This window comes from Aeromonas sp. 96A (genome assembly GCF_051919165.1).
GTDB lineage: Bacteria > Pseudomonadota > Gammaproteobacteria > Enterobacterales > Aeromonadaceae > Aeromonas > Aeromonas veronii.
The window spans coordinates 4,364,798-4,389,000 of record NZ_JBQBFE010000001.1; the positions used below are offsets into that span (position 1 = coordinate 4,364,798).

18 protein-coding genes and 1 pseudogene are annotated in these 24,203 nt (G+C 60.2%); 14 read left to right on the forward strand and 5 right to left on the reverse strand.

Going from position 1 to position 24,203, the window contains the following annotated elements; genetic code table 11:
* Positions 1–86: 86 nt before the first annotated feature.
* The 3 genes and pseudogenes from ACTG2W_RS20320 to ACTG2W_RS20330 all read left to right on the forward strand — a co-directional run.
* A pseudogene (locus ACTG2W_RS20320) lies at positions 87–668 on the forward strand (response regulator transcription factor); the annotation flags it as partial.
* Positions 669–810: 142 nt separating this feature from the next.
* Complete coding sequence (locus tag ACTG2W_RS20325; protein WP_236302301.1) at positions 811–1,896, forward strand: ATP-binding protein; 1,086 nt, start codon at positions 811–813, stop codon at positions 1,894–1,896.
* Between the two features lie 434 nt (positions 1,897–2,330).
* Positions 2,331–6,206 (forward strand): DEAD/DEAH box helicase, encoded by a 3,876-nt coding sequence (locus ACTG2W_RS20330; protein ID WP_106842630.1) that lies wholly within the window; start codon positions 2,331–2,333, stop codon positions 6,204–6,206.
* Between the two features lie 155 nt (positions 6,207–6,361).
* Here the strand turns inward: ACTG2W_RS20330 and ACTG2W_RS20335 are convergent, their stop codons facing one another.
* On the reverse strand, positions 6,362–7,255 hold the full coding sequence (locus ACTG2W_RS20335) for a DNA replication terminus site-binding protein (protein WP_106842629.1): 894 nt from the start codon (positions 7,253–7,255) through the stop codon (positions 6,362–6,364).
* 523 nt (positions 7,256–7,778) lie between these two features.
* Here ACTG2W_RS20335 and ACTG2W_RS20340 point away from each other — a divergent pair.
* Positions 7,779–7,988: a DUF1127 domain-containing protein gene (locus ACTG2W_RS20340; protein ID WP_005337823.1), complete on the forward strand. Its 210-nt coding sequence runs from the start codon at positions 7,779–7,781 to the stop codon at positions 7,986–7,988.
* 292 nt (positions 7,989–8,280) lie between these two features.
* Positions 8,281–9,306: a succinylglutamate desuccinylase gene (gene astE / locus ACTG2W_RS20345; protein WP_106842628.1), complete on the forward strand. Its 1,026-nt coding sequence runs from the start codon at positions 8,281–8,283 to the stop codon at positions 9,304–9,306.
* A 160-nt stretch (positions 9,307–9,466) separates the two neighbouring features.
* Here astE and ACTG2W_RS20350 read toward each other — a convergent pair whose 3' ends face one another.
* Together ACTG2W_RS20350 and gloB are read right to left on the reverse strand one after the other, a co-directional pair.
* Entirely contained in the window at positions 9,467–11,020 is a 1,554-nt protein-coding gene (locus ACTG2W_RS20350) for a lytic transglycosylase (protein WP_058055865.1), read from the reverse strand.
* Positions 11,021–11,090: 70 nt separating this feature from the next.
* A complete protein-coding gene (gene gloB, locus ACTG2W_RS20355; RefSeq protein ID WP_005337817.1) occupies positions 11,091–11,855 on the reverse strand; it encodes a hydroxyacylglutathione hydrolase in 765 nt (254 codons plus the stop codon).
* 72 nt (positions 11,856–11,927) lie between these two features.
* On the opposite strand from gloB, the gene ACTG2W_RS20360 reads away from it, so the two are divergent.
* Entirely contained in the window at positions 11,928–12,650 is a 723-nt protein-coding gene (locus ACTG2W_RS20360) for a methyltransferase domain-containing protein (RefSeq protein ID WP_181281560.1), read from the forward strand.
* Here ACTG2W_RS20360 and rnhA read toward each other — a convergent pair.
* Complete coding sequence (gene rnhA, locus ACTG2W_RS20365) at positions 12,638–13,102, reverse strand: ribonuclease HI (protein WP_115544142.1); 465 nt, start codon at positions 13,100–13,102, stop codon at positions 12,638–12,640. The genes ACTG2W_RS20360 and rnhA overlap by 13 nt on opposite strands.
* Before the next feature lie 79 nt (positions 13,103–13,181).
* On the opposite strand from rnhA, the gene dnaQ reads away from it, so the two are divergent.
* Together dnaQ and ACTG2W_RS20375 are read left to right on the forward strand one after the other, a co-directional pair.
* Positions 13,182–13,916 (forward strand): DNA polymerase III subunit epsilon, encoded by a 735-nt coding sequence (gene dnaQ / locus ACTG2W_RS20370; protein WP_021231229.1) that lies wholly within the window; start codon positions 13,182–13,184, stop codon positions 13,914–13,916.
* The gene (locus ACTG2W_RS20375) at positions 13,913–15,178 is read left to right on the forward strand and encodes a TIGR03503 family protein (protein WP_031227836.1); all 1,266 of its coding nucleotides are present in this window, start codon (positions 13,913–13,915) and stop codon (positions 15,176–15,178) included. The genes dnaQ and ACTG2W_RS20375 overlap by 4 nt, the downstream gene beginning before the upstream one ends.
* A 103-nt stretch (positions 15,179–15,281) precedes the next feature.
* Here the strand turns inward: ACTG2W_RS20375 and ACTG2W_RS20380 are convergent, their stop codons facing one another.
* A complete protein-coding gene (locus ACTG2W_RS20380; protein WP_019446605.1) occupies positions 15,282–16,799 on the reverse strand; it encodes an HD domain-containing phosphohydrolase in 1,518 nt (505 codons plus the stop codon).
* Positions 16,800–17,123: 324 nt separating this feature from the next.
* On the opposite strand from ACTG2W_RS20380, the gene ACTG2W_RS20385 reads away from it, so the two are divergent.
* The 6 genes from ACTG2W_RS20385 (at position 17,124) to ACTG2W_RS20410 (ending at position 24,147) form a co-directional block, all read left to right on the forward strand.
* The gene (locus ACTG2W_RS20385; protein ID WP_106842626.1) at positions 17,124–17,927 is read left to right on the forward strand and encodes a siderophore-interacting protein; all 804 of its coding nucleotides are present in this window, start codon (positions 17,124–17,126) and stop codon (positions 17,925–17,927) included.
* Positions 17,928–18,205: 278 nt separating this feature from the next.
* Positions 18,206–20,173 (forward strand): TonB-dependent receptor domain-containing protein, encoded by a 1,968-nt coding sequence (locus ACTG2W_RS20390; RefSeq protein ID WP_106842898.1) that lies wholly within the window; start codon positions 18,206–18,208, stop codon positions 20,171–20,173.
* A 108-nt stretch (positions 20,174–20,281) separates the two neighbouring features.
* A complete protein-coding gene (locus tag ACTG2W_RS20395; RefSeq protein WP_064339787.1) occupies positions 20,282–21,298 on the forward strand; it encodes a FecCD family ABC transporter permease in 1,017 nt (338 codons plus the stop codon).
* A gap of 7 nt (positions 21,299–21,305) precedes the next feature.
* Positions 21,306–22,343 carry a FecCD family ABC transporter permease gene (locus tag ACTG2W_RS20400; RefSeq protein ID WP_106842625.1) on the forward strand — a complete coding sequence of 346 codons (1,038 nt, stop codon included), beginning with the start codon at positions 21,306–21,308 and terminating at the stop codon, positions 22,341–22,343.
* Complete coding sequence (locus tag ACTG2W_RS20405; RefSeq protein WP_106842624.1) at positions 22,343–23,146, forward strand: ABC transporter ATP-binding protein; 804 nt, start codon at positions 22,343–22,345, stop codon at positions 23,144–23,146. Before ACTG2W_RS20400 ends, ACTG2W_RS20405 begins: the two co-directional genes overlap by 1 nt.
* 83 nt (positions 23,147–23,229) lie before the next feature.
* Positions 23,230–24,147, forward strand: a complete 918-nt coding sequence (locus ACTG2W_RS20410; RefSeq protein ID WP_106842623.1) for an ABC transporter substrate-binding protein — start codon at positions 23,230–23,232, stop codon at positions 24,145–24,147.
* Positions 24,148–24,203: the final 56 nt, after the last annotated feature.

Here is a 24,203-nt window from a genome sequence, read left to right on the forward strand (position 1 = left end):
GAGGGGCTATTGCGAATGATTCGAGGCTTTGTGGAATCCATGGAGGCGATGATAAAGTTCAACGCCACCTTTTTTCGAGTCCGACTATGTCCCATCTCAATGCTTCCGCCAGCCCGGCGGGCCAGTCACTGGTACTGATTGCAGAGGATGAAGCCGAGATCGCCGACATCCTCGCCGCTTACCTGCAACGTCATGGGTTGCGCTCCCTGCACGCCGCCGATGGCCGTGAAGCGCTGGCCATGCATCAGGCATTCAAACCCGATCTCCTGCTGCTGGATGTGCAGATGCCGCAACTGGATGGCTGGCAGGTGCTCAGCGAGATCCGGGCGCGCGGTGATACGCCGGTGATCATGTTGACCGCCCTCGATCAGGATCTCGACAAGCTGATGGGGCTGCGCATGGGGGCGGATGACTATGTGGTCAAACCCTTCAATCCGGCCGAAGTGGTGGCGCGAGTGCAGGCCGTGCTCAGACGCACCCGGGCCGTAAAGTCAGCCACGGCGAATGTGTTGCGGGTCGGCCAGTTTCAGATCGATCTGGAGAGCCACGAGGCCAGCATTTTCCGCGATGACCAGCAGCAGGTGCTGGAGCTGACCCTGACCGAGTTCAAGTTGCTCGCCTCTTTGATGCGGGCGCCGAAACGGGTGTTCAGTCGCGCCGAACTGCTGACTCACTGCCTGCCGGAGGGGGATACCCAGGAGCGCACTGTGGATAGCCACATCAGCAAGTGCGCAAAAAACTGGAGACACACGGCATTCAGGGGGTCCCCGCCAGTGTCTGGGGCGTTGGCTATCGCTTCGGGGGCGATGCATGAAATCGGCGCCCGGCCTTCGCAGGCAGATCATCCGCTCTCTGGGCTTGATGACGCTTGGTATCATCTCCCTCGCGGTGATCGGCACCTATGTGTTTTATGGTATCGCCGTGGCGTTTGTGCCGGGCAGCATCTCCGAGACCTGGGTGCCCTCCAGAGTCGAGATGATCTGGATCGGCTCCACCATTCTCATTGCATTGGGGATGGCGCTTTACGTGGCGGTGCGCCTCTCTCGCCGCATCCTGACTCCCCTCAACTCGGTGGCAACCAGCCTGCGCGAGGTGGCCGAGGGTAAACTCGATGCCCGCGTGCCGGAGGATGAGCAGGCGATCGGGGAGACGGCGCAACTGGTGCGCGACTTCAACGCCATGGCTGAGCGGTTGCAGAGCATGACCCGCGAGCGGGAGTTCTGGAATGCTGCCATCGCCCACGAGTTGCGCACTCCGGTGACCATTTTGCGCGGCCGCTTGCAGGGGCTGGCCGAAGGGGTATTTCCTCCCAGCAGCGAACTCTTCGAGGGGTTGCTGCGTCAGGTGGAGGGGCTCAATCACCTGATCGAGGATTTGCGGGTATTGAGCCTCAACGACAGCGGTCATCTGGAGTTGCAGCGGACCGAGGTCAGGCTGGCCGACGAGCTTGCTGTGGTGCTTGAGGCGTTTGCCAGCCCTCTGGCGGCGAGCGGATTTGTGTTGCAGCGGGAGCTCGATAGCGAACTTCATGTCTGCTGCGATCTATTTCGCATCCGTCAGGCCCTGATGGCGCTGTTGGAAAATGCCCAGAAGCACGCGCTGCCGGGCCTGCTGACCGTGCGGCTGTATCGCTCGGAGAGTGTGTGCGTCCTGAGTGTGGAAGATGAGGGGCCAGGCATCAGCGAGGAGATCGCCGCCTGTATCTTCGATGCGTTTCGTCGAGGAGATCCGTCACGCTCGCGCAAGAGCGGCGGCAGCGGACTTGGGCTCGCCGTGGTCAAGGCGATTGCAGAGGCCCACGGCGGCAGCGCAGTTTGCCAATCTACCGGACGGGGAGGGAGCAGATTCGTGCTCTCCTGGCCCATCTCGGCCATGTCCGGTGGCCCTGAAATCTAGCCTAGGGGTGGCAGGTTCTGGTGAAGCTATACAGCTGACAGCTGCCCGCACAGGGGCGTTCGACAAGCGACCGTTATAGGGTTTTCTACCGCTTGTGCCGGGTGAGCAGGAGGGATTTGGACATGGCTCATTTGGCGCGAAATCATGGTTTTTTGCCGCTAAAAATTGAAACCGTTTTCAGAAATCCTTTTCAACTGTGATCCGCTTCAAAGCTTTTTCGGGCGCCAACCTCTAGCATTGGCTCCACGAATTAGGGGCTAGCGCTCCCGATTTTCCCGCTGTGGGAGGTAACCGGATTATCCGGCTATTTCCTTCGTTACTTTCGACGGTCATCATGGGTGGCCGTTTTTTTTTTGAGTTATTTCACGGTAAAGGGTCGAGCCGCTGGCGCTTTACCGTTAAAATTCCGCTTTTGCACTTGCCCGTGAGTCTTGATGTCTGCGTCCACCCTCTCTTCGGATAGTTATGCCCTGCTCGCAACCCTGCAATTGCAGCGCGTTGCCAGTACCCGTTTGCTGCAAGAACAACTGGCGATAGGCCATGCCCTGATCGATAAACTGACCCGACTGCAGGATGCGGGGCTGGTCAGATTGCGCGGGGAGCAGCAGTGGAGCCTGACCGCCGAGGGGACGCTGGCGCTGATCCTGGGGGTGCGTGCCGGTCTCTGCCCGGCGCCGGACTGGAGCCGGGTGCCCTCATTGACCGGGCAGGATCTTACCCATGCGGTGGTGCGCGAGCTCTGCCGCGGCAAGGCGGGAGAGATCCCCACCTATTTCTCGGCCAGCGATCTGCTGACCCTGCTCGATACCCCGGACGCTCACCAGCTGCTGGCGGGCTCCAGCCCCGCCTGGCAGCAAATGTTGCTGGAGCACTTCTCGCTGCAACTCTTGCTCGATGCCCCCTATGAAGAGCGCTGGCCGCTGGCCAATGCGCTGGTGCGCTGTGCCCCCGAGGTGCAGGCTCGGGCCAAAGCGTTCGAGGCGGAGTGGCGCTGGCTCTGCGGGGATGGCGAGAGCACATCGCCAACCGGCGAGGACCAGGATGCCGCCCCCGGCTGGCCAGCCCTGCAGGCACTGGCCCAGCAGAGCCAGAGCGGCCCGCTTGGCGAGCGGCTGCTCACCGCGCTGGGCCAGTGGCAGGCAACCGATGAGGGCGAGGCGGGCCAGTGGCCCCGTTCATTCAGCGCCCTGCTCTGGCTTGGCTGGTTGCAGCAGGCCGATCCCGTCATCGCCAGCGAACAGCGCAAGAAGTGGCAGCGCACCCTGACTGGTCAGTTCCCCCTGCTTGCCGACCTGCTCAGCCAGTGGGCGGGCGATCGTCACGGTCAGGCGGTCGGCCTGTTCGATACTTTGCAACTGCCGGTAGAGGAGCTCCACTGGGGCTATCTCTGGCTCGATCTCTGCGCGCTGGCCCGTCACGGAGCCCAGAGCCCGCAGGTGGCCATGTTGCACAAGTGGGATCTCTCCCATCTGCTTGATGCCGAGCCCCATCATCGCCTGATGGCCTTTTGTCAGGATCTGCTGCGTATCTTGTTGGGCGAGGCGGCCAAAGGGGCGCCCCTGTGCCAACTGCGCGGCAGTGAGGAGAGGGCGCAAGAGGGCAGTGACGAGCAGGATGATGACGGGGATGAGGATAAAACCGCGGCCTCTGCCAGCTGGCTCAACTGGTTGCAGGGGCTGGGACGCTCCAGTGGCGTGCGCAAGCCGCAGGAGCGGTTGGTGTGGCTGCTCCATGCCGACGGCCCCGAGCTGGAGTGCAAGATCCAGAAGCTGAGCACCAAGGGGGAGTGGACCGCCGGTCGCCGGGTCGATCCGGCCCTGCTCTCCACCCAGTATGCCGCCATGCTCGACGAGCATGACTGGGCACTGGTTCGCACCCTGCCACGGGTGATGGGACGACTGCCGCGGGATGTCTGGGCGCCGCTGGCCGATCACCCCCGCTTGTTCAACGCCAAGGGGCAAAAGCTGCAACTGGCCATCAGCGCCCCCCTGCTGCAGGTGGTGGCTACCGAGCAGGGGATGAGCGCGCAGCTTTGCCCCGATGCGGCCGCCCGCGGGGCCCATATCATACCGCTGGCGCAGGATCTGTGGCAGTTGATCCTCACTCCGCAGCCGCTGCTCGACCGCTTGCCTGCGCTCGAATCCATCCCGCTGCTGCCCGCCGAGGGGCTGGCCGAGCTGCAACGCACGCTGGACGCCATTCCCGAGCTGCCCTGGCACAGTCAGGTTGCGGGGCTTAGCGGCAACGCCGAACTGGCTCCCTGGCCGGGCATTCCTTCGGTGCAACTGGATTGGCAGGATGGTCAGCTGTCGGTCAAGCTGGTGACCCGTTTTGAGGATCTGCCGCCCCAGCCCCTTGGCAAGGGGGAGGCGATCGTGCGGCAGGGGATCAAGGCGTACCACTACTGGCAGCGGGATCTCGGGGCCGAGAAGCTGCAGGCCCAGTTGCTGCGCAATCAATTGCCCATCGGCCTGCCCGGCAGCGAGTGGCTGCTGCAGGGGGAACAGGCGCTGGCGCTGGTCAATGCCCTGCCCGAGCTGGTGGATGCCGGTGTGGTCATTCACTGGCATCAGGACAGCGCTCGCCTCAAGAGCCTTGATGAAGCGGCTCTGAGCCTGCGCATCGAGCGGCGGCAGGACTGGTTCCAGGTCGAAGGGGCACTGGCGCTCGATGAGCACCAGATCCTCGATCTGCGCCTTATTCTGCGCCAGATGACCCCGGGGCAGCGCACCGTTCAGCTCGATGAGAAGACCAGCCTGATGCTGAGCGACAAGCTGGTGGAGCGGCTCACCATGCTGGGGGCCATGCTCGATGAAGAGCAGCGCATCAACAACAAGCTGGCCTATCCCCTGACTCGCCTGCTCTCGGTCATTACCACCGAAGGGGATGCAGCGTGGCAATCCCTGCAGCAGGAGTGGCAGCAGGAGGTCGATTGCCCGGACGAGCTGCTTACCTCCCTGCGGGACTATCAGAAAGAGGGGGTGCGCTGGATGGCGACCCTGGCCCATCACGGTTTTGGTGCCTGTCTGGCCGATGACATGGGTCTGGGCAAGACACTGCAGGCGCTGATTGTGCTGCGGATGCGTCAGCACCTTGGCCCTGCCCTGGTAGTGGTGCCCAAGTCAGTGGTCACCAACTGGCAGGAGGAGGTGGCCCGTTTCGCCCCCGAGCTGGATGTGGTGGTGTTCGAGAACCCGGCCGAGCGGGAGGGGATCATTCGCGAGGCCAAGGCCGGTCAGGTGATCCTCATCAACTACGGCATGCTTGGCAGCCTGGCGGAGGCGCTCAAGTCCCGCCGCTGGTCCAGCATGGTGCTCGATGAGGCGCAACAGATCAAAAACGCCGGTACTCAGCGCGCCAAGTTGCTGTTCCAGCTTGACGGCGATTTTCGCCTCGCCCTCTCCGGCACCCCCATCGAGAACCATCTGGGGGAGCTGTGGAGCCTCTTCACCTTTATCAACCCGGGGCTGCTCGGCAGCCTTGGCGAGTTCAAGCGTCGATTTGGCAAGGCGGTCAAGGATCCCCAGCACATGGCCTTGCTGCGGGCGGTGATCAGCCCCTTTATCCTGCGCCGTCTCAAGCAGCAGGTGCTGACCGAGCTGCCGGACAAGACCGAGATCATCCACCACATCAGCCTCTCCCCTGAGGAGCGCCAGCTCTACGAGGCGACCCGGCGGGAAGTGGTGCAGCAGGTGCAAAGCGCCGATGGCCGTGCCCTGATGCACGTGTTGAGCGGGTTAACCCGACTGCGCCGCCTCTGCTGTTCGCCGGAGCTGGTGATGCCCGAGTGGTCGCAGACAAGCAGCAAGCTGGATGAGGCGATGGCCCTGCTCGAGGAGGCTATTGACGGTGGTCATCGGGTGCTGGTGTTCAGCCAGTTTGTCGATCTGTTGAGCCTGCTGCGAGCCCGCATCGAGCAGAAGTCCTGGGACTACTGCTATCTGGATGGGGGCTGCTCCGCCAAGTCCCGTCAGGACTCCATCCTGCGTTTTCGTCATGAGGAGGTGCCGCTGTTCCTCATCAGCCTCAAGGCGGGGGGCACCGGCCTCAACCTCACCCAGGCCGATACCGTGCTGCACCTCGATCCCTGGTGGAACCCGGCGGTGGAAGATCAGGCGAGCGATCGGGCGCACCGGATGGGCCAGACCCAGCCGGTGACCGTGTACCGGCTGGTGTGCGAGCAGACGGTGGAGGAGAAGATCGTCGCTCTGCACGACGAGAAGCGGGCGTTGGCCGATGGCCTGCTGAGCGGCCAGTCCGAGGTGCGCGGGCTGGATGTGGAGAGCCTGCGAGCCCTGCTGATGGGCTGATTGGCGGCGCCACCTTTCATACCGCCTATCGAGATAGAAAAGGGAGAACATCCAGATATGTTCTCCCTTTTCTCGTTTGGGATGCAGATGCGGGATTCGTCGTTTATCGCGGCAAGGCGGCCCGGTTATCCCTGAACCAGCTATCCCTGATCCAGTCACCCCTGATAGAGATAGAGGTGCAGCCGCTCGATGATGGGCTCACCACCAATCTTGCGATCTCGCCGCGCCTGTCGGCTCTTGGGGGGATAGTTGCCCAGATGGGTGACCGCGGGCGGGGTATCCGAGCAGAGCAGCAGAGGCAGGCTCGCCTTGATCTGCTGCTTGCGCGGGGTGCGCTCTAGCCAGAGCAGGTTGATCATCGGGTGGGTCTTGACCGGGCGGCGGATCCGCAACTCGGCATCGGCCGGCAGGCGGCGAATGTCGTACACCTCCTGATCCACCATCTTGCTCCACTCCTCGTTGTTGGAGAGGGCCGGTATGTAGCGGCGGCTGCGCTCCAGCATCTCAAGCACCTGCTCGCGGCTGAGGCGATTGATGGTCTGTTTATCGGCCCAGGTAAAGCCGAGGGATTGCAGTTCCCCCGCCAACAGGGTCAGTTTGCGGTAGACCTGCAGGGTGATCACGCCGGGCAGGGCGGTATGTACCAGCTCGAACTTCTCGTCCCGTCCCCCCGCCTGCTGCACCAGCGCCTTGAAATCGAGCTTGTGCTGGTTGATTTGGTCGATCAGCGGTTGCAGCAAAGGGGCTGCGGCGGCAGGAAAGCGCAACCAGCCGGGCAGCCGATGAGTCGCCTTGGTGGAACAACCGGGACGGGCGCTGTGGTCCCGATAGGCGGCGAGGGTGGCCGCCAGCGCGGCTTCACCGTTGAGATAGCCCACCTCAATTTGCTCGATCGGGTCGTGCTCTTCCCCCTGTGCAACCGGGGGGAGAGGATAGACATGGGCCTCCTGCAGCTCGAGCTGGCCAAGCAGATCGGCCAGCTGGTTGAGAGAGGCTTCAATGGCGGCCATCTGTTGACGCAGGGCGGCGGTCGGGGTAAAGGTATCCATCGATGATCCTGTGGTTTCATCCGCCGCTGACGGCATAAACGATGGCGTCAGGGCAGGGGAATAAACTACTGTATAAATAACCATACCAGTATGCCGGTTGCGCGCCAAGAGGGGCGTTTTCGGGTCTTCATCGAGGGAGCTGCGCGGGAGGAAAGGTAAGTTTGTTTTATGTTTCATTGTGTTAATTTAAGATCGCCAAGAGATCACGAAATTAACAATCGAATGTAATGACGGGGTTGCCACCCATGGCACGTCCATTGGCGAGTGCATAGGCAATGCGGTAAATTGCATATGTAAGGTGGTGCCATGCAGCACAATATGCTGCGGGCCGTTGATGGTCGAATGGTGATTTAATTATTCTTTATAAATCAAACAATTAAAATTGTATTAGTCAGCTTTTTACTATTAGTTTTCCTAATGTAACGTATCAAAATTCGTCAATTGAGTCGGCCCTGCTCCCTGACTAAGCTTTGCGCATCAAATAAAGCCCAGTGCGTAAACAAATATTCAGAGGAGCCACATCATGGCCAACATGACTTATACCGAAACCGGTTACCAGCATTCCAGCCAATTGAATCTGGTTGCTCGCGTTAAAATGACCGTTCTGACCTGGCTGGAGCGCAGCCGCAGCCGTCGCCAGCTCTCCGAGCTGCCCGAGTACCTGCTCAAAGACATCGGCCTGAACGAAGCTGACCGTTATCAAGAGACCACCAAGCCGTTCTGGCGTGGTTGATCAGCCGGGCATGGATGCCTTGTTTTTCTGCTGAGTCGTTTGCTGTTCTACCCCGTGGCGCCCGGCCGCCAAGTCTGTCATTGTCTGTTTTATATCCCCCGTTTTCCCCCTGTTATTTGTTGGTCCTTTTTCCTCTCCTCTTTATTCCACATTGCTACTGCCATTGCTGTCGTCGTTCGATTGTTATCACACTTGTATCGTTAATGTTTGAATTTGTTTAAAAAACGATTTTAAGCCGCGATGCCTTGCGTATAATCCGGCCATAGTATTCCAGCGCAAGAGGGTGAGACGGATGATTCCCCAGCACGATTTTTTGACCTTGACCCGCAGCCATGAGTGGCAGCTTGAGCCCTTTGAATTTGCCCTGTCCGATGGTGCGCGGGTCAGCGTCTGGGATACCGGCGTGCTCTGTCTGGAGCCTGCCAGTGGCGCGGGCGGCCAGCCGGGAGGGCGCAAGGATATCGTCCTCTCCTGCGGAATCCACGGCAACGAGACCGCTCCCATCGAGATCTGCAACCAGCTGCTGAGTCGTCTGCTCTCAGGCGAGCTGAGCGCCCGCCATCGGGTGCTGTTCCTGTTTGGCAATCCGGCTGCGATGAATCTGGGGCTGCGGGAGGTGGAGGAGAACATGAACCGGCTCTTCTCCGGAGCACACAGCAAGGGGGAGGGGCTCTGCAATCGGGAGCGGATCCGCGCCATGCGTCTTGAGCAGTATGTGAGCCGCTTCTTTGCCAATCCTGCTCGTCCCCGTTACCACTACGACCTGCACACCGCCATTCGCGGTTCGCGCCACGAGAAGTTTGCCGTCTACCCCTTCCCCCACGAGCGGCCTCACTGCCGCGAGCAGGTGCAGTTCCTCGGCGCCTGCGGGGTGCGTACTATTCTGCTTTCCGCCAGCCCGACCACCACCTTCAGTTACTACAGCTCACGCCAGCATGGTGCCCACGCCTTTACGGTGGAGTTGGGCAAGGTGCGCCCGTTTGGCGAGAACGATATGACCCGCTTTATCGAAACCCGCCAAGCGCTGCAGGAGCTGGTCACTCAGGATGAGGTGGCGCTGGAGCCGTGGCGGGCGGATGATTTCACCCTGTTTGCCATCGATCGGGTGATCACCAAAAAATCGGCGGACTTTCGCTTCCTGTTCGCCAGCGATGTGGACAACTTCACCGAATTCCCCCAAGGGTTCGTGCTGGCCGAGGATGGTGAGCTGCGTTACACCGTCGAGAAGCCGCGTGAGGCGGTGGTCTTCCCCAATGCCAATGTGGCGATCGGTCAGCGCACCGTGCTGATGGTGGTGCCGACAAGGCTCTGGGAATAGCGGTGATAGTTTTGCCTGCAGAGCGGTGATGCATCCGCAGGCGGCGCCAAGCCATTGTTCTAGTCGGCGGCTTAGACACAGCAGCGGTTAACCGCAGTAATAAAAAACGGGGCCAGTCAGATGACTGGCCCCGTTTTTTATCGGGTTCAAGCGGTGAGGCTTAGCTGTTGTTCTTCACAAACAGGGTCAGCTCCTGACCGGGCTTGAGGTAATCCCCTTTATCCAGCTGGTTCCAACGCATCACATCGTTGATGGCCACCTGGAAGCGAGCCGCGATGGAGGAGATGGAGTCGCCACGGCGAACCTGATACACCATCGATTTGTCGCTCTTCTTCCCTTGCTTGGGATAGACCACCAGCTTCATGCCTGGTTTGAGCGCCGACTTGGCATTCAGACCATTCCACTTGGCGAGCTCTTCGTGGGAGACGCCGTGCGCCTGGCTGATGCTCCACAGGTTGTCACCCGAGCGCACCTTGTAACTGACTTTGGCCTTCTGGCTGCTGCCACGGCTTGCCAGCTGTTGCGGTTTGCTGGCGGAGCTGGCCTTGCTGCTGACCTGACCGTGGGTCGGGATCACCAGTTGCTGACCGCGACGCAGGTTGTTGCTGCGCAGATTGTTGGCCAGCTTCAGCTCACTCACGCTGACGCCATGATTCTGGGCGATGCGCGACAGGGTATCGCCACTGGTGACCTGATAGGAGCGGGTACGAATACGCTCGCTCTTGGGCAGATCGGCCAGTGCCAGCTCCAGGGTATCGGCATATTCTACCGGTACCAGCAGGCGGTAAGGGCCACGGGGCGACATCACGCCACGGCTCAGGGCCGGATTGACCTCCTTGAGCTGTGAGGTGCGCAGACCTGCCAGTTGGGCGGCCACATTCAGATCGATCTGGCTGCCGGTCTCCACCACTCGCAGCTTCGGCTCGTTGGCGAGCACCGGCAACTGGATATTGTACTTGTCCGCATTGCTGATCATGTCAGCCATGGCGAGGATCTTGGGCACATACATCCGGGTTTCGCGGGGCAGGTCGAGCGACCAGTAGTCGGTCGGCTTGCCGGCACGCTGGTTACGCTGGATGGCGTTGCGAACCCGTCCTTCACCGGCATTGTAGGCGGCCAGCGTTTGCAGCCAGTCACCATCAAAGAAGCGGTTCAGGTATTCCAGATAGTCGAGCGCCGCATTGGTAGATGCCAGCACATCGCGCCGTCCGTCATACCAGTTATCGTGGCGCAGACCGAAGTTTCTGCCTGTCGCTGGCACAAACTGCCAGAGTCCGACGGCATTGCTGCGGGATCGGGCATGAGGATCAAACATGCTCTCGATCATCGGGACAGTAATAAGCTCCATTGGCAGCTCACGCCGTTCAATCTCCTCTACCATCAGATAGAGGTAGGGTTCAGCCCGGCTGGCAATGGTCGCCAGATGCTTATCATTGCGCAACAGCCACTCACGTTGCTGGCGGATGCGCGGGTTGTCCGGAGTTTCCAGTTGCATATCATCGCTGATACGCACCCACAGATTGTCCGTATCTTCCATTTCGTCCAGCTGTTCATCGCCAAACAGGAAATGGGAAGAGTGTTTTTTATGCGCTTTTTTCTTGACCTGGGGGGACTTGATCGGCTCGATTGCCGTTAGCGCCCGGTCATCCTGATGGCTCAGGTTTTGGCAGCCGCTGAGCAACAGCGCTGCCAATAAGGCCGTTCGTACCTTCATCTCGTTCCGGTCATTTTTAGGAAAAACAGCTCGCATCATAAGGGGCAATGGCCCCCTGATCAAGGTTTGTTCAAAAAACGTCCTTCCACTGACGCAGTATGGTGAAGGTATCTACCGGATTTTCCACGCATTTTAGCCCATGTTTTTCAGCAGAAAATTTCACTGAATCCTGTTCGCAGCGCAGAAAAATGTTGAAAGTGCGTTCGTCACCCAGCCGGGTTGGCAGGCTTGGCAGTCCTTGTTGCCGCAGTTTGCTGATCAGCCCGATCTGGCGGCGGATCGCCGGGTTGTCCGGCTCGACCGCATAGGCAAAACGCAGGTTGGAGAGGGTGTACTCGTGGGCACAATAAATGAGTGTCTCATCGGGCAGGGCGGCGAGTCGTTGCAGCGAGTGGTACATCTGCTCCGGCGTCCCTTCAAACAGGCGGCCACAACCGGCCGAGAAGAGGGTATCGCCACAAAAGAGCATGCCGTTGCCGTGGTAGGCGATGTGGCCGCGAGTGTGCCCGGGCACATGGATCACCTCGAGGGCGAGGCCGTGCCAGTTGATCTGATCGCCATCTTCCAGCCACTGACCGTGGTGATCCGGCATCGGGTCAAGTTTGGGGCCATAGAGCCGGGCGTGGGGGAAGTGGGCAAGCAGGTCGGTGACGCCCCCGACATGGTCGTGATGGTGATGGGTCAGCAGGATGGCATCGAGCACCAGCCCCAATGCCTCGAGCCGCTCCAGCACGGGTGCGGCATCGCCCGGATCGACCACCAGACAGTGATTTTCGTGGCGGATCAACCAGATGTAGTTGTCATTAAAGGCTGGAACTGTGATCACTGGATACATGAGTCTGCTTCTCTTTAGGGAGGGTATCTTATATAACAGGATGGCGTTCGAAACCCCGAGTTGAGCCCTATTATGCAGGTGGCACGTACCGAACAACAAATCGAGATCCCGACCAGCTGGTCTGCATTGCCTATGGGGGACTGGGTGGCGGCCGAGATCCAGGATCGGCTCGACAACTGGTGCCCCAATCTGTTTGGGTATCATCTGCTGAAAATTGGCGCTCTGAGCGCCGAACTCTCCTGCAAACGCTCCTCCATTCGTCACCAGATCGGGGTCGCCCCCGGCGGGCGGTTGCTCGACATGTATGGCGATCCCCTCGATCTGCCGGTGCGGACCGGCAGCGTCGATGCCTGCCTACTGGCCCACTGCCTCGATTTCTCTGCCGATCCTCATCAGGTGTTGCGCGAAGCCGAAAGGGTGCTGACCGACGATGGCTGGCTGATCATCAGTGGTTATAGCCCCATGAGTCTGGTCGGGATCGGTCACTGTGTGCCGTTCTTGCGGCGCAGAATGCCCTGGTCGGCACGGATGTTCACCCCGGGGCGGGTGACGGACTGGTTGCATCTGCTGGGATGCGAGGTGATGTTCGACGAGCGCTTTGGTTATTCGTTTATGGGAAAACAGAGCTGGCACAGTTGGTGGCGGGAGAGTATCGGGCGGGATTATTGCAGGGCATTTGCATCGGTATACGTGATTGCGGCCCGTAAACGGCGCTTTCCACTGATCCCGGTGCGGCGGCGCTGGCAACTGCCAAAGTCCCTCGCTACACCGGGAATGGCCCGTCAGGGCTGGTAGCCGGTATCCTCGGCCAGATCCTTGCTGCAGGCGGCCTCTCTGGCCAGCTCGTCGCACCGTTCGTTCTCCGGGTGGCCGGAGTGACCCTTTACCCAGAGCCACTCAATCTGGTGGCGACCCACTTCCGCATCCAGCTCCTTCCAGAGATCGACGTTCTTGACCGGTTGCCGGTTGGCGGTCATCCACCCTTTCTTCTTCCAGCCGATGATCCACTGGGTAATCCCCTGGCGGACATACTGGCTATCGGTGGTGAGGCGCACCTTGCACGGTTCGTTGAGGGTGCGCAGCCCCATGATGGCGGCCATCAGCTCCATCCGGTTATTGGTGGTCAACTTGAATCCGGCGGAAATCTCTTTGCGGTGCTTGCCGTAGACCATGACGGCCCCGTAACCACCCGGGCCCGGATTGCCGAGGCAGGAGCCGTCGGTATAGACATCAATCTGTTTTAACATGAGCAATCAATCTGTTTTAACATGAGGCTTGGGGTAAACTAGCGAGTAAGTAAAGCCGAAGTTTGACATAGATTGGATCATGAACACACCCCAACTGAATCGCCAGATCATTCTGGATACTGAAACCACAGGTATGAATACGGCGGGCGGCCCTGTCTATCTGGGGCACCGCATTATCGAAATCGGCTGTGTGGAGGTGATCAACCGCAAGCTGACCGGTAACCACTATCACGTCTATATCAAGCCTGATCGTCTGGTCGACCCGGAAGCGATCCAGGTGCATGGTATTACCGACGAGTTCCTGCGTGACAAACCGTCGTTCAGCCAGATTGCCGACGAATTCCTCGAGTTCATCCGCGGCGCCGAATTGATCGCTCACAACGCACCGTTTGACGTGAGCTTCATGGACTACGAGTTCAGCAAGCTCGGACTCAACTTCAAGACGGCGGATATCTGCACCATCACAGATACCCTGGCGATGGCGCGGGATCTCTTCCCCGGCAAGCGCAACAACCTGGATGTGCTGTGCGATCGTTACGGTATCGACAACTCCCACCGTACCCTGCACGGGGCTTTGCTCGATGCGGAGATCCTGGCGGATGTCTACCTGCTGATGACCGGCGGCCAGACCAAACTCAATCTGGCCACCGAGAGCAACGAAAACGAAAACAATCAGGACACCAGCATTCGCCGGTTGGAGAGCAACCGACCCGCCCTCAAGGTGGTGCGTGCCAGCACCGAGGTTCAGGCCCTGCACGAGGCGAGACTGGACCTGGTACAGAAGAAAGGAGGAAGTTGTCTGTGGCGGCAATGAGCAAGTGGTGTGCCGGTCTGCTGTTGTTGCTCTCGCTGGGGGCGACGGCGACCGAGGTATTTGCCCCTTCCGATATTCCGCTGCTGGATAACCGCTTTCGCATCGATTATGGGGTTAAGGAGATAACCTTCATCATCAAGCGCAAGCCGGGCACCCCGTCCGTGATCCTGGTTCGCCCCGATGGCAGCAAGCTTTACGTGGGCAAGGTCAAACCCGCAGATGTGGGTTGGCTGGCGCTGCCGGAGCATGATCTCATTACCCTGCGCAATCCCATGCCGGGCCCCTGGCAGGCGATTGGCGAGGTGGATCCCGACAACCGGGTACGCATTCTCTCCGATATCCGGCTCGATATCGCCGCCCTGCCGATGCAGCTCTATCAGGGGGAGGTGGTCAAACTCAAGGCGTGGTTGCTGATCAATGGTCAGCCGCCGAAAGATAAATACTATCTCTCTGACCTTGGCATGACCGTCAAGCTGCAATCGTTCAGCGATGCCGATAAGAAAGAGGTCGTGCTGGATCAAGTGCTTGGCCACTATCGCGATGATGGCAAGGGGCTAGATGAGGTGCCAGGCGATGGCATCATGACGGCGGAAGTGACGCTGCAGGATATTCCCGGTGGCAAGTACCGCGCCATGTTCAGCACCGGCAATCAGGTGTTTGTCCGTGCCCGTTATCAGGATGTGCTGCTTTACCCCTATCCGTTCAGCTATAACTTGTCGCCGCCTTCGGATGAGCTGGGTGCCAAGCTCTCACTGCTAATCGACCGTGATGAGCTGGATCCCGCTTCCGTGGTGGTCAAGGGGAGTGTGACCAGCAATGTGGGCGGCCTCTACGAGTTCAGCGAGACAGCCAGCGATCCCAAGCTTGATATCGATCTCTCCAACATCAAGGAGGTCGGTCAGCATGAGGTGAAAGCAACCCTCTATGGCACCACTCGCCTCGGCCGTGAGCTGAAAATCGAGTTGCCGGTGAAAACCTTCAATGTCTTCCCGCCACCGCCGCCTCCTGTAGAGGTGGTGTCGGCCGCCGCACCGGCCTCCAGTGCCGAGGCGACCCATGAAGCTCCGGCAGAGGAGGAAATGGGCTGGCTGATCTGGGCATTGGCAGGTGGTGGTGTGCTGCTGGCGGTATTGGGTGGGGTCGGGTTTGTGGTGATACAAAAACGGCGTGCCCTGAAGCGTGCTCTGGCCGCAGCGCAGGCCGAGAATCAGCAAGCCGGACAACCTGCTGCCAAGCTGGATCTCAATCTGCCAGAGCAGTAACCCTCGTACTTCTCGCTCTGAAGTGGCGTAATGCCAGAGATAAAAAACCGCCCTGATAAGCAGGGCGGTTTTTTTTTAGTTCATAAACAGAACAAGCTGGCTATCAGTGTTCGCCGATATAGACATCCTTGTTCTGCTCGCGGATCTCGAGGAACTTGTCCAGATTGGCCATCATCAGCTCGACCAGCTGGGGGTCGAAATGCTGCCCCTTCTCCTCTTCAATCAGGGCCAGCACCTTGTCCAGCGGCCACGCCTTCTTGTAGCAGCGATCCGAACCCAGGGCATCGAACACGTCAGCCAGAGCCACAATCCGCCCCTCCAGCGGAATATCCGTCCCTTTCAGACCACGGGGATAGCCACTGCCATTCCACTTCTCATGGTGATTGCCAGCGATGGTGGCACCAATCTGGAACAGCGCCAGATCGCTGCCGGAGAGCATATCCTGTCCGAGCTGGGCGTGGGTTTTCATAATCTCCCATTCCTCCGGCGTCAGCTTGCCCGGCTTGTGCAAGATGGCATCGGGAATTCCCACCTTGCCAATGTCATGGAGCGGCGAGGCACGTTTCACCAGCTCGCTCTGCTCTTCACTCATGCCCATCAGGTGGCAGAATTGTTCGGTATAGAGCGCGACCCGTTTGACGTGCAGCCCTGACTCTTTTGAACGGGTTTCGACCAGTTCGCCGATGCGATAGATGATCTCCCGCTGGTTGTCGGCGATCACCTCATTGAGTCGGATATTCTCCAGCGCCACTATGATGTTTTCGGTAAACAGGGTCAGCAGACTGGTATCGATCTGGCTGAGCTGGCGGGTGGTCTCGATGTGGAACAGCAGGTGGTGGCGCGGATTCTGGCAGTAGAGCACCATCTGGGTGGCGTTATAGACGTTGCTGCGCTTGCTCATAGCCTGGCGCAGGATCTCCGGCGCGTCCGTGAGGAGCATGGCGGGATGGCCGGGGAGCAGGGGCTCCAATACTTGATCCTTCACCTCATAGGCGTATTGCTTGACGTCGTATATCTGGGTTTCCCCCAGATGGAGCAGGGCGCTGAGCTGCTCCTGGGCGCCTTCGACAAACTGGCGCAAGGCCCGTTTCTCAAAGATCCCCTTGGAGGCTTCGATGACTTTTTCCAGCCCCTGGCGGTTACTCTCCAGGGTGCGGATATCCCGATAGGATCGCAGGCTGGCCCGCAGCAGGGTACGCAGCTTCTGGGAGGTGAGCTCGGTTTTATCCTTGTAGTCGTTGATGTCGTAGTTGGTGACCACGTCATCTTCCGGCGCCTGGCCGGGCTGGCCGGTACGCAACACGATGCGTACCATCTTGTTTTGCAGATCTTCACGGACATATTTGACGACATCGAGGCCGGCGTGGTCGACCTCCATCACCACGTCCAGCAGCAACAGAGCAACGTCCGGGGTGGTGGCCAGCAACTCTTTGGCCTGTGCCGCGGAATAGGCATGCAGAAAATCGATGGGGCGATTGTCAAACTCGAATTTGTTCAAGGTGATTTTGGTGATGCGATGCACTTCAGGCTCATCGTCAACAATCATCACCTTCCAGCCCGCTTGCTGTGCGTCGGGGAGGGAGAGATCGTCATCATCAATAATCAGGATCTGGTCATCCATCATACAATCCTGTTTGGCATCCTGTGCTTACATTAACTGCTTCACTAAGGATAGGAAACTTATTGGGAAATAAAATTTGATCTCGAAAAACTATGGTCGAAATAAGCAAATGGAACCCTTTGTAACTATGGCGTTGTCCGGCTGCTTTCTTTGCCCAATCATGGAGCTAGCGTGTATAAAGCCTATGTCTGGATTGGGGTGTGGACGCCAGTGGTTGGGGATGTTTGAATCCAGCTTGTAGCTATTAGACGAGAAATAATCTTATTTGATAGTAATTCCTATTTGCGTGTAGCATGGGCGACACACTCAACGAGGAGCCCCATCGTGTCCCCATCTCTGCCTCCCAATCGTCCCCGTCTGCTGACTGTCAAAGCCATCACCCAGATCACCCCCCATTTGCGTCGCATCACCTTTGGTGGCAGCGAGTTGGCTGACTATCCCTTTACCTGCGGTGGGGCCCATATCAAGGTGATGCTGGCCCAGCCCCATCAGGTAGAGCCGGTGCTGCCTGCCATGACCCCGAGCGGCCCGCGCTGGAGTGACCCGGCTGACAAGCCGGTGATCCGCACCTACACCATCCGCGCGTTTCGCCGTGATGAGCAGGAAATTGATATCGACTTCGTGCTGCACGGTGACGGCGGGCCCGCCAGCGCCTTTGCTACCCATGCCAAGCCGGGAGAGAAGGTAATCCTCTCCGGGCCGGGTGGTCCCAACCCCATGCTGCAATCGGCCGATCACTACTGCCTGGTGGGGGATCTCACCGCCTTGCCCGCCATCATGGCGATGTGTGAGGTGATGCCTGCCGATACCAGAGGGGAAATTGCGATTCTGGTGCCGGATCAGGCCGATACTCAGCCGTTGACGCTACCGATCGGGGTGCGCTGTCACTGGTTTGTCGGCGAGCCCGAGTCCAGTGGCCTGCTGGAGCATGTGATTGCTCTGCCGCTGGTGCGCGATGGTGGCTTCTTCTGGCTGGGTGGGGAAGAGGCGCTAGTGCTGCCGCTGCGCCGCCATTTTCGCTCCGTGCTCGAGGTGGATCGCCAGTCGATCTACGCCGTGCCGTACTGGCGCCGAGGCAAGAGTGAAGAGGCCTATCACCAGACCCGTCACGATGTGATGGATAATTAAGCGGATGCGAAAGAATACCTGATTCACTCTTGCAAATAAAAATGATTTGCATTTAGTATTGCGCCGTCCCGATGTCAGTCGGTACGGCGCTTTTGTTATTGATGGCTGCGAGTGGCATAGCACAACGCAGGGCCTGCCGTAATGCACTGATGTTCGGGGTGATGGGGCATGGACGACTGTTCATGCCAATGAACTCCATCACTTTGCACCGGGTCTGGCGAGGTCAGACAGGGATGTCGGTGGTGTTGGCCCTGGTTGTTTTATGTGGAGTGTTGATGATGCGTACATCATCCCGACGATTTGCAGTGCATCCGCTGGTGTTGTCCCTTTTTGCCCTGCCAGTTCTGGCCCAAGGGACTGCACCTGTCACCGCTCATGAAACTATGGTGGTGACGGCGAGTAAAACCCGGCACAGCGAGCTGACCGCCCCGGCCAGCGTCTCTGTGGTGACTCGGGCCGAGCTCGACAAGCTCAATGTCAATGATCTGACCGGCGCTCTGAAACAGTTGCCGGGGGTCAATATCAGTCCTGCTACCAGCTACGGCCGCAGCGAGATCAAGTTGCGCGGGCTGGAGGGAGATTACACCCTGTTGCTGGTCAATGGCCGGCGTATCAGCTCCCGCGATGCTCTTACCTCCGGTTATGGCAATGATTTCGATCTCTCCGCCATCCCGATGGCGGCCATCGAGCGTATCGAAGTGATCCGTGGCCCTATCTCCTCCCTCTACGGTGCCGATGCGCTGGGTGGGGTGGTCAATGTCATCTTGCGTCAACCCGGGGAGAAGACCGAAGCGGCGGCCACCTATACCTTCAGCGACCCCACCGATGGTCACGGCGGGGATATCAACAAGGCGAGTGCCTATGTGGGCGGGGCACTGATCGACAACAAGCTGCTGGCCAACCTGGTGGTGGAAGGGAACCACAGAGATGCCTGGCAGAGCGAGCAGAGCATCAACCCCAAGGCCGATGCCATCGAGCAGCGTGAAAAGCTGGGGATCCTCTCCAACGTCAAATGGCTGATCGACGATCGTCAGGATCTGGATGTGGGGATGAACTACGCCAAAGACGATCGGGAGGCCCACTGGAACAACTACGGCCAGACGCCGCGCAACATCCAGCAGATGGAACGACTGGGACTCAACGCCACCCACGTCGGCCGTTGGGATCAGTTCGACAGCCGGGTCGGCTATGCCTTCGAGCAGGTTGACCTGTTTGACGACTCCGAACTGATGACGGCGCTGAGCAAGACCAGCGGCGATGTGAGCCAGACCAACCACACCTTCGATGGCCAGCTGAGCGGTAATCTGGGCAGCCACCTGCTGACCAGCGGTGCCGAGTACCGCATCACCGAACTCAAGCATAACGTCAACCTCAAGGGGGGCGATGTCAGCGTCAACCAGAGCGCGCTCTATCTGCAGGATGAGTTTGGCTTTGGCGATCTGGCGTTGACCCTGAGTGGCCGGGTCGATCACCACGAGACCTATGGCACCGAGTTCAGCCCCCGCGGTTATGCCCTCTACAGCCTGACGGACAACTGGGTGGTCAAGGGCGGCATTGGCAAGGCGTTCAAGGCGCCGACCATTGCCCAGTCCAACCCGGATTATGCGGTAGCCGCCTGTCGCGGTCGCTGCGCCGTAGTGGGCAACCCGGATCTGAAACCGGAAACCGCCGTCAGCTACGAGCTGGGCACCGCCTATGATGGTTCGTTCTGGGGCGCCGGGGTTACCGCCTTCCACAACGATATCAAGGACAAGATCCAGAGCGAGGCATGGACCTCCACCTGGCGTCCGGCGGTGATGACCTATCAGAACGTCAGCAAGGCCCGCATCAAGGGGGTGGAGCTGAGCGGCTGGTTTGATCTCACCGATAACCTAACCCTCTCCAGCAACGTCACCCTGATCGACGGGGAAGACAAGACCAGCGGCAAGGATCTCTATCGGACGCCGGAGCATACCGCCAACGCCAAGCTGGAGTGGCAGGTCATCGAGAGCCTGAGTACCCAGCTCGGCTGGAACTACACCGGCAGCCAGATCCTGCCGGTTCCGCGCATGAGCGGCACCACCTATGAGACCACCGCCGGATTCCACACCCTGGATGTCGGGGCAGTCTGGAACGCTACTCGGGCACTGGATCTGAAGTTCGGACTCAACAACCTGACCAATACCAAGCGTGACTGGGTTGCCACCGAGGCCGATCAGATCCTCGACGGGCGCACTGTCTATGCCGGTGTGGCCTACAAGCTGTAATGGCTGAGCGGAGCCCGCACTGGCGGGCTTCCGTTGTTGCCACGGTATCACCTCGGATGACGGCTTTTGTGTCAACAAGATGGCATTGCAATCATAAGGAGTTAAAGGGTGTTTAGAGACCAGACCTCGCTGTTCTGGCTGGGATTATTCCTCCTGTTCATACTGCTTTCTCTCTCGCTCGCCACCGGTGCGGGTGTTTATGGTGCTCGCGAGGTGCTCGGCTACCTGATGGGGGATGCCCGCTGGGCTGGTGACGAGAAGCTCGCCATGGTGCTCAATACCTTGCGACTGCCGCGCACCCTCTGCGCCATGGTGGTCGGCGCCTCTTTATCTCTGGCGGCCTCCTTGTTGCAGAGCGCGACCCGCAATCCGCTGGCGGAGCCCGGCCTGCTCGGGGTCAACGCCGGGGCCGTCTTTGCGCTGGTGGTGGGGCTCACCTGGTTTGGGGTGGAGTCCGCCTACGGCTATCTGCTTTGGGCAGGACTCGGCGCGCTGCTTGGTAACGTTATTGTGCTGGGACTCGGCATGATGATTGGCCGCTCCAACCCCCTCAAGCTGATTCTGGTCGGGGTGGCGCTCTCCGCCACCTTCGGCGGTCTCTCCAGCTTTCTGCTGCTCTCCAACAAGATGGTGCTGGAGCAGTACCGCTTCTGGAACCTCGGCTCCCTGTCGGCGGCCAATCTCGATGCCATCATTGCCGTACTGCCCTTCGTGCTGGCGGCGTTTGTCATCACCCTGCTGCTTTGTCGCCAGCTAACCCTGATGCAGATGGGTGACAGTCAGGCCCAGGCGCTGGGGATCCGCCCAAACCGGGTGCGAATTGGCGTGCTGTTGGCCGCCACCCTGTTTACCGCCAGTGCCATCGCTATCGCCGGCCCCATCGGTTTTGTCGGCTTTCTGGCCGCCTACTGTGGCCGACTGGTAGAGCCGGTGAAGCTGTCGGTGCAGGTCTGTTTCTCCGCCCTGTTCGGCATGCTGTTTCTGCTGTTGGCCGACATTCTGGCGCGTTGGCTGATCCAGCCGTTCGAGCTGCCCAACGGGGTCATTCTGGCCCTGATCGGTGCACCTGTGCTGATCGCCATCGTTCACCGCGGGGGCTTTCGTACCCTGCTGACCGTCAAGTGAGGGGCTGATGCGTACACCTACCGATATGCTCTGCCTGCGGGCCGGCAACCGCTCTTTGCTGATCCATCTGCCGAGCTGGCGCTGGCTGGCGCTGCTCGCCATGGCGCTGCTGGCGCTTGCTCTGCTGGCCCTGAGCGTTGGCGGCGGCAAGCTCGGCTTTGCCGGGGTGATCAACACCCTGCTGGGGGAGGGGACGCGGCTTGAGCAGCTCACCCTGTTCAAGATCCGGCTGCCGCGCATCCTTGGGGTGGTGGTGGCGGGGGCGGCCATGGGGCTCTCCGGCTGTCTGGTGCAGACTCTGGTTCGCAACCGGCTGGCCACACCCGACATGGTGGGGGTCAACAACGGCGCCTCTCTGGCCATCATCGTCTTCTCCCTCTACCTGACCGTGGGCGGCTGGCCCTGGTGGGCGGCCCCCATCGGCGCCATCTTCGCGGCGCTGGTGCTCTATGCCCTCTGCCGCAAACCGGGCGAGCAGGGCTATCTGTTCGTTGTGATCGGTATCGGCCTCTCCGAGTTGTTCGAGGCGCTCGGCCAGTTTGTGATGTCCACCCAGGCCCTGCTGCATTTGAGCTCTCTCTATCTGTGGAATATGGGCAGCTTTATCGCCGTGGGTTACAGCACCATCACCCCCATCGCCATCCTGTTGCTGGTGCTCTGCCCGTGGATCGTCTACCTCTCCCGCGCGCTGGCGGTGCTGCGCTTTGGCCCCGAGATGGCCAGAGGGCTTGGCGTCAACGGCGATCGGGTACAACTGGGCATTCTGGCCCAGGCCATTCTGGTGGCGGCGCTCGGCACCGCCATCGGCGGCCCCGTGGTCTTTATCGCCATGGCGGCCCCCATTCTTGCCTCCTGGCTGGTGAAGGACCGGGTGGTGCCGCTCTGGCTGGCGGCGCTTAGCGGCGCCCTGCTGCTGCTTGCCAGCGATACCCTGGTTCGGGTGCTGGCCAGCCCCCACGAGGTGGCGACCGGTATCATGACCCGCATTCTCGGCGGCCTGTTGCTGCTGTTTCTTCTTGTTAACGATCGCCAGAGGGCTGACTGATGACGCTCACCGTAAATCGCCTCCACTTCGCCTATCAGCAGACCCCCATCCTGCGGGACATCTCCTTCAGTGTGCCGAGGGGCAAGCTGGTGGGGATCGTCGGCCCCAACGGCTGCGGCAAATCGACCTTGCTCAAGCTGCTATCCGGCCAGATGAAAGCCCAACGCGGCGAGATCCTGCTCAAAGGCAAGCCGCTTGCCAGCTACCCCATGAAGGGGCTGGCGCGGGAGCTCGCCTATCTGCCCCAGCGACCGACCCTGCCTGCCGGCATTCTGGTGGAGCAGCTGGTGCAGTATGGCCGCCACCCTCATCAGGGCTGGTTCAATCAGTGGGGCGAGGAGGATGCCCGCATGGTGCGCAGCGCCTGCGAGCGGATGCAGCTTGAAAGCATCTGGCAGCAGAGCGCCGCGTCCCTCTCCGGCGGGCAGGCGCAGCGGGCCTGGCTGGCGATGATCCTGGCGCAGGACAGCGACATGGTGCTGCTCGACGAGCCCACCAGTGCCCTCGATATCGGTCACCAGACCGAGGTGATGGAGGCGATCCATCGCATCACCGCCGAAGGCAAAACCGTGCTGCTGGTGATCCACGATCTGGCGATGGCGGCCCGCTACTGTGACGAGTTGATCGCCATCGGCGAGGGGACCATTGCCGCCATGGGCCCGGCCCGGGAGGTGGTGACCAAGTCCCTGATCGACCGGCTCTACCAGACCAGTGTCGACATTCTGCATGCCCCCGGTGACGGGGCGCCCATTATCGTGCCCCGTCGCCACGAACATGGCCGCGCCCTGCGTTCGGCGAGTTGAGTCATATGGGCCTGTTCTGTGGGCCCACCGAGTGTATCCACGCGGCCGATTATCCGGGCCGCGCAACGAGAAGGAGTGAGATGATGAAGCGTTTTGCCGCCCTGGCAGCAGCCATCCTGATGCTGGCCGCGCCGCTGGTTCAGGCGCAGGAGATGCGTGAAGTGACTGATGCGTTTGGCCAGAAGGTGCAGGTGCCAGTCCAGCCAACGCGGGTGGTGGTGCTGAGCGAGCTCGAACTCGACAGCACCCTGACTCTGGGGCTGACCCCCATCGGCGCCGTCAATGGCCGTGGTCAACCCACCTTGCCCCGCTATTTGCTGAACAAGGCGGGCATGGGGATCCAGGTGATCGGCGATCTCGACAGCCCCAATCTGGAGTCGCTGATTGCGCTGGAGCCCGACCTTATCCTGACCGGCCAGACCCGTCCCGAGCTGCTGACTTTGCTGGGGGAGATCGCGCCGACCGTGGTGACCAGCAAGTGGGGGGAGCCGTGGCAGGATAGCTTCCGCCGCACCGCCCACACCCTCAACCGCGACCAGCAAGCTGATACTTTCTTGCTGCAGTATGCCGAGCGGTTGACTCAGGCCCGCAGCAAGCTGGCCAAGCATCAGGGGGAGAGCATCAGCATAGTGCGCTGGAATCCCAAGGGGCCGAGCTTCATGTATCAGGGAACCTTTGCCAGCAGCGTAGTGGAGTCGATGGGGCTGGTACGCCCAAGCAAGCAGCAGGGCACTGGCGCCCCCCACTCACCGGCGCTCAGTCTGGAGTCCCTCAACCTGCTGGATGCTGACTGGCTGGTGGTAGGCACTCTGAGCGCCAGCGGTGATGCGGTGGATGCCATGCGTCAGGCGGAGCAGACCCCGGCGTTCCAGCAACTGCCGGTGATCAAGGCCAAGCGCTTTGGCGCCGTGGACGGGTCGCTCTGGACCTCCAGCGGCGGCCCACAGGCGGCTCTCAAGGTGATCGAGGATGTGGAGCAGTTGCTGGCAACCCGCAGCTGAGTGCTATCGCGCGCCAGAGGTTGACCACACGAACAGGTTGATCAAAAGAAGAGGGA